Below are 5,536 nucleotides of genomic sequence, written 5' to 3' on the forward strand. Positions count from 1 at the left end.
CCAGAAAAAACCCACAAAACACACAATATACGTGTTACTATCTGAGAATTATGAGGCCCCTCACGGGGTCGCTACACACCATGTCACGAACACGAGAGGACCACTATGGTCACTATCATTGTGGCGGCACACGGCGAGTCGGCTCCGGCTCTGCTGAAGACCGCCGGCATGATCCTCGGTAACTTCGAAAACGTCCACCCGGTCACGTTCCTGCCGGGTCAGGGCCCCGAAGATCTCGTCGAAGAGTACACCCGCATCGTTGAGGCGTCCGAAGCAGAAGAAACCCTGCTGCTGGTCGACCTCTTCGGCGGTAGCCCCTACAACGCCGGTGCGCAGTTCGCAGCCACCCGCGAGGGTGTCGACGTCGTCTCCGGTGTCAACGTACCGATGCTTATCGAGGTTATCTCCGGCGCAGGCCGTAAGAACGCAACCCTCAAGTCCCTGGTTGCTAAGGCTCACAAGGCCGGCACTAAGGGTATTCGCTCCTTCCAGGAGGCGAACCAGCCCGCAACCGCCAAGCCCGCCGAGGCGAAGCCCGCAGAGACCAAGGCAGTCGAGGTTCCTGCTGCTCAGCAGGTTCCCGGCGGCACCATGGACGCCATCTTCACCCGCATCGACTCCCGCCTGATTCACGGTCAGGTGGCAGGCACCTGGGTTCCCCATATCGCACCGCAGACCTTCATCGCGGCATCCGATAATGCGGCACACGATCAGCTGCGCAAGTCCCTGCTGCTGCAGGTCGCGCCGACCAGCGTGAAGACCAACGTCCTGGACATCGCTAAGGCGGGCCGCGTGTACAACAACCCCAAGTACACCGGCATGAAGACCATGTTCGTCGTGGAATCCCCCGTTGACGTGGTGCGACTGCTCGACGAAGGCGTCAAGATCAACGAAGTAAACGTTGGTGGCGTCACCTTCAAGACCGGCATGGTTCAGCTTTCGGACGCAGTGTACGCCTCCGAGGAGCACCTGGAAGCCTACCGCGAACTCATTAAGCGCGGTGTGAAGCTGACGGTGCAGCAGCTACCCAACCACTCCCCGGTTGATTTGGAAAAGATCCTCAAGCAGAAAGGCCTGGACGCATGAGCGCCCTGACGTTTATTCTCGTTGTTCTCGTGGCGTTCATTGCGGGCGTCGCATCCGTGGTGGACGAGCGTCAGTTCCACCGCCCCCTGGTCGCTTGTACCCTGATGGGTTTTGCGCTGGGTGACCCGACTACCGGCATTATGCTCGGTGGCGCACTGGAGCTCATCGCCCTGGGCTGGATGAACGTCGGTGCGGCTATGGCTCCCGACTCGGCTCTGGCGTCCACCATCTCCGCTGTTGTTGTGATTCAGGGGCACCAGGACATCACCACCGGTATTGCTATTGCTGTGCCGCTGGCGGCGGCAGGTCAGGTTCTGACCATTTTCGTTCGTACCATTACGGTGTTCTTCCAGCATCAGGCTGATAATTTCGCGAAGACCGCGAACTTCCGAGGTATTGAGCTGATGCACATCAGCGGTATGGTTCTGCAGGGTCTGCGTGTTGCTATCCCGACCGCTATTGTGGCTCTGATTAGCTCCGAAGAGCTGACCCGCCTGCTGAACATGATTCCTGCCGAGGTGACCACCGGTCTGCGTATTGCAGGTGGCATGATTACCGTGGTCGGTTTCGCAATGGTTATTAACATGATGCGTTCGAAGGCTCTCATGCCCTTCTTCTTCCTGGGCTTCATTGCCGCTGCCGCTATCCCGGCAACCCAGTCAATTTCGATTGCTGGCACCGAAGGCGCGAAGGATCTCGTCGCAACCCTGTCCGGTCAGGCACAGTTCAACCTGGTTGCTATCGGTATTGTGGGCGCTTGCCTGGGTCTGCTGTACACCCAGCTGAACCCGCTCTTCCATAAGAGTGAGGCACCCGCCGTAGCACCGGCAGCCGCAGCAAACGACCTCGATAACGAGCTCGAGTAAGGAGCATCATCATGACTGAGAACAAGAACGTCGAGCTCGTTGAAGTTCCCGAGCTCACCCAGCGCGATAAGGTCGAAACCTACTTCCGCTCCACTTTCCTGCTTGGTTCGTTCAACTTTGAGCGTATGCAGTCCATTGGTTTCGCGGTTTCCATGATTCCGGCTATTAAGCGCTTCTACACCAAGAAGGAAGACCAGGCGGAGGCGCTGACCCGCCACCTGGAGTTCTTCAACACCCAGCCGTGGGTTGCATCCTCGATTATAGGTGTGACCGCTGCGATGGAGCGTGAGAAGGCAGCCGGTAAGGACATTGACGAGGCCGCTATCACCAACGTGAAGGTGGGTCTGATGGGCCCGCTGGCTGGTGTGGGCGACCCGATTTACTGGGGTACCGCACGTATTGTGCTGGCTGCTCTGGGTGCGTCCCTGGCGGTGACCGGTAATATTCTGGGCCCGCTGCTGTTCTTCTTCGGCCTGACCGCGATTCGCTGGGCGACCCGCTGGTACGGCTTCAAGTACGGTTACGAGAAGGGTACCCAGATTGTGACTGAGGCGGGCGGCAACACCCTGCAGAAGATCACTCAGGGCGCGTCTGTGATGGGTCTGTTCGTGATGGGTGCGCTGGTGTACCGCTGGACGAGCGTGAACATTCCGCTGCCGCTGACCAGCTACACGAACCAGGCTGGCGTAACCGTGGATGTGACCGTTCAGTCTGTGCTGAACGATCTGCTGCCGGGCCTTGCGTCGCTGGGTCTGTGCTTCCTGTGCATGTGGCTGCTGAAGAAGAAGGTCAACGCTATCTGGTTGATTTTCGCCCTGTTTGCCGTGGGTATCCTCGGTTCTTACCTGGGCTTCCTGGCTCTCTAAGAATCCGTGGATAGCCCCGTTCACCCTTGAATGAAGGCGTGAGATTCAGGGGCTGTAATCTCAAGTGGCGGGGATGCGGTCGGTACACTTAGAGGTGCCGGCCGCATCCCTAATTTTATGCAGGGTGCGGCGTGTGCGAACTATTGGCGCAGCCCTCTGCGAAGGAGTTTTTATGACCAAGTTGATGGCTTTCGATCTTGACGGCACGATCCTGTTTGACCGTGCCGTGGAACCTGCCAATGAGCAGGCGATTGCCCGCTGGCAGGCAGAAGGTAACCTGGCGGTCTCATGCACGGGTAAGAGCATTTTTGCTACGCAGCTGGCGCTGAACCCGACCGCCATCCGTTTCGATTATCACGTGCTGTACACGGGTGCGGTGATTACCGACCGGGAGTACCGGGTGATTTATCATCAGCCTCTTCCACTGAGTGTTGTGCAGGCGTGCTACGAGCATTTCAGCACCGTGGACGGCGTGGCACTGTTCGCGACCACTCTGGATAACGATTACAGCCTCTGCGATCGGGTGGGCTCCTCGACGAATATTCTGCCGGCGTTCACTCCCCTGCCGGCTGATGACCTACAGAACCACGAGTACGTGGGTGTGCCCCTGTGGATTCCGGATGCGCAGATCCGCGAGGCGGCATACGCCTGGATTCTGGAGCGTTTTGGTGATTCGGTGGACTGCCATAAGAACCAGGATTTCTTGGATATTGTGCCGCCCGCCTGCACCAAGGGCACCGGCCTGCAGCACCTGGTGGAGTACCTGCAGTCGGAGCATCCGGGTAGCTCCTATGAGGTGCATACGATTGGGGACTCGTGGAACGATATCGGCATGCACCGCTACGCCGACCGTTCGGCGTCTTTCAGCTACTCCCCCGATGAGGTGAAGGCTGTCACCACCGATTGCGTGGATAAGGCGTACGAGTTTATTGAGGCTTCCCTCTAGAAGTTCCATAGAAGCTCCATAGAAGTTCCCGAGGCGGCGTTCAGGCGCGGCGAGCGCTGAGCCTGAACGCCGCTTCCGCGTACTCACTACTTCTCTCGCGCGTACTCGCCGCCTACTCCCCCGTTTCACGTGAAACACCCGCTTTCCCGATACTCCCCACCGTTACTCCCCGTGAGGTTTCTATGTGTCCTTCCGCTTCTCGGCCCAATAAGAATCACCCCAGCAAAAACCAGCCCGGTAAGGAGCAATCTCCCAAGAGCCAGTCTCAGAAGAGCCCGCAGGCCGATTCTGCCCACTCTTACGACCCGTCCAGCTTCTCTGACACCTTCCGCGCTATGGCGCGTGAATCACTCGTGAAGAACCAGAAGAGCCGCCCGGACTCCCCCATCGTCTCGATTTCCCCGGTGCTGATTGTTTTGGGCGCCATTGCGGCGGCGCTGTACGGGCTGTGGCAGAGCTGGGCGTGCCTCATTCCGCTGGTGCTGATTCTGGTGCTCATGTGGGTGCGGTACACGATGCAGCGTCAGGCGCTCAACGATTTTGCGGAGCTGGAGGCGACACACACCGCGTGGAAAAAGACCCGCGACCGCCAGTACCTGGAACTGATGGCGGCGCAGTCGGCGCGCATCCTGGAGGAGAATAAGGCGCTGACCAAGCAGGCTCGCGCGCACGTTCAGGAGTACGCGGATTTCGCGGCGCAGAAGCTGGGTACTCAGCACTAAAGACTCCGCGGCGCTCGCTCACCCCAACTATTCAGCTGGCAAGCATTCGACTAGCAAGCATTCGATTAGCGTTGGTTGAGGTGAGGGTTGAGGCACAGAACAAAAAGACCGTAACCACTCCCCCATACGGGGGCGGTTACGGTCTTTACGTGTTTTAGGGGGTTACACCCTAGTTGGTCTTCTGCTCGGGCGCTCCAATGGGCTCCTCAGCGTCGCCAGTAGCCGCAGCATCGTCCAATCGCTGCACCACAGCGGGGCGGTCATCAAAGCCGCGGCGGGCGCCTCGGGCAGCCTTCGCGTCAAGGGTGTACAGATGCTCGCGGTTCGTCAGCACCACCAGGGTCATGGCATTCAGGCAGACACCCACAATGCACAGAATCCAGCCGATTAGCATGAACCGGCCGCCGGAAAGTACCGCACCGGAAAGCATCAGGGCGATAGAGACGAGGTACGCCGGGGAGAGCAAAAACTTCGTATTCACTACCGACCTACCTAGCGTGCATTGGAGCGAGGCTTGGGGGCGCGACCCGAACGGGGGCGTGAGGGCAGAACACTCACGCGGCCGGGGGCGGGCTCAACAATCGGCTGGGACTCGGTCGGTTCTTCCTCGCGGACCTCGGTAGCCTCGGTAGCTTCAGCGGGCTCGGTCGCCTCAACAGCTTCAACAGCCTCAGCGGGAGCTACTTCCTGCTCATCCTCTGCGGTTGCTTCCGCCGACTGCTCAGCAGCCTCGCTCTCAGCTGCTTCTCGTTCTTCGCGGCGGTGCTCTGCGCGCTCGCGGAGGCGGTTCTCCACGGAGGATTCGAAACCGTCCAGGCTGGTCACCAGTGCGGGGGTCGGGTCACCCTTCGCCTTACCCACGGACAGCACAAAGGCGAGGACATTCAGACCCAGCGCGAGGATGAGAAGGATCCAGCCCAGCCAGATGAGCCAGGGACTAGAGGATCCGACCATGAGCGCGCCGCAAAAAATTACGCCGAGGGAGGTCAGGTACGCAGGCGAGAGAGTCTTGAAATCCATGTCTACTTTCAATGTGTTCGTGAGTTTGAG

At 59.3% G+C, this 5,536-nt stretch carries 7 protein-coding genes; 5 read left to right on the forward strand and 2 right to left on the reverse strand.

Features of this window, described 5'->3' with window-relative positions; all coding sequences use genetic code 11:
- Positions 1 to 105: 105 nt before the first annotated feature.
- From Q0216_RS00455 to Q0216_RS00475, 5 genes are all read left to right on the forward strand, one after another.
- The gene (locus Q0216_RS00455; protein WP_298591979.1) at positions 106 to 1,086 is read left to right on the forward strand and encodes a mannose/fructose/sorbose PTS transporter subunit IIA; all 981 of its coding nucleotides are present in this window, start codon (positions 106 to 108) and stop codon (positions 1,084 to 1,086) included.
- Positions 1,083 to 1,952, forward strand: coding sequence for a PTS mannose/fructose/sorbose transporter subunit IIC (locus tag Q0216_RS00460; protein ID WP_298591982.1), 870 nt, complete (start codon positions 1,083 to 1,085; stop codon positions 1,950 to 1,952). Before Q0216_RS00455 ends, Q0216_RS00460 begins: the two co-directional genes overlap by 4 nt.
- A gap of 11 nt (positions 1,953 to 1,963) precedes the next feature.
- A complete protein-coding gene (manZ, locus tag Q0216_RS00465; protein ID WP_298591984.1) occupies positions 1,964 to 2,818 on the forward strand; it encodes a PTS system mannose/fructose/sorbose family transporter subunit IID in 855 nt (284 codons plus the stop codon).
- A gap of 172 nt (positions 2,819 to 2,990) precedes the next feature.
- Complete coding sequence (locus Q0216_RS00470) at positions 2,991 to 3,764, forward strand: HAD family hydrolase (protein ID WP_298591987.1); 774 nt, start codon at positions 2,991 to 2,993, stop codon at positions 3,762 to 3,764.
- Between the two features lie 182 nt (positions 3,765 to 3,946).
- Positions 3,947 to 4,486: a hypothetical protein gene (locus tag Q0216_RS00475; RefSeq protein ID WP_298591990.1), complete on the forward strand. Its 540-nt coding sequence runs from the start codon at positions 3,947 to 3,949 to the stop codon at positions 4,484 to 4,486.
- 169 nt (positions 4,487 to 4,655) lie between these two features.
- Here Q0216_RS00475 and Q0216_RS00480 read toward each other — a convergent pair whose 3' ends face one another.
- A complete protein-coding gene (locus Q0216_RS00480; protein WP_298591993.1) occupies positions 4,656 to 4,967 on the reverse strand; it encodes an ATPase in 312 nt (103 codons plus the stop codon).
- An 11-nt stretch (positions 4,968 to 4,978) separates the two neighbouring features.
- A partial coding sequence (locus Q0216_RS00485) for a hypothetical protein (RefSeq protein ID WP_298591996.1) occupies positions 4,979 to 5,536 on the reverse strand: 558 nt, incomplete at its 5' end.

The sequence above is a fragment of the uncultured Rothia sp. genome (assembly GCF_937976295.1).
In the GTDB taxonomy this organism is placed as follows: Bacteria; Actinomycetota; Actinomycetes; order Actinomycetales; family Micrococcaceae; genus Rothia.